Origin of the sequence: Rufibacter sediminis (assembly GCF_014269285.1) — a bacterium.
Classification (GTDB): Bacteria; Bacteroidota; Bacteroidia; order Cytophagales; family Hymenobacteraceae; genus Nibribacter; species Nibribacter sediminis.
In genome coordinates, this window is sequence record NZ_JACOAF010000065.1 from 1 (window position 1) to 270 (window position 270).

General features: G+C 74.8%; 1 protein-coding gene. It reads left to right on the top strand.

Annotation, left to right across the window (positions count from 1 at the left end; translation table 11 throughout):
* A partial coding sequence (locus H7U12_RS23055) for a glycosyltransferase family 39 protein (protein ID WP_186642153.1) occupies positions 1 to 270 on the top strand: 270 nt, incomplete at both ends.

Consider the following 270-nt stretch of genomic DNA (forward strand, 5'->3'; position numbering starts at 1 on the left):
CCTACGAGCAGAAGGCGCCGCTGGGCTTCCTGTGGGCCGAGCGGCTGGCCGTGGAGCTGCTGGGCAAGGGGGAGATGGCCCTGCGCCTCTTCCCGCTGCTGTGCGGGCTGGCCGCGCTGGCGGCCTTCGTGCCGGTGACCCACCACTTCCTGCGGCCCTGGGCGGCGGCGCTGGCGGTGGGGCTGCTGGCGCTGGCCTCGCCGGCGGTCTACCACGCCGTGGAGGCCAAGCAGTACAGCACCGAGCTGCTGGCCTCGGTGCTGGCGCTGC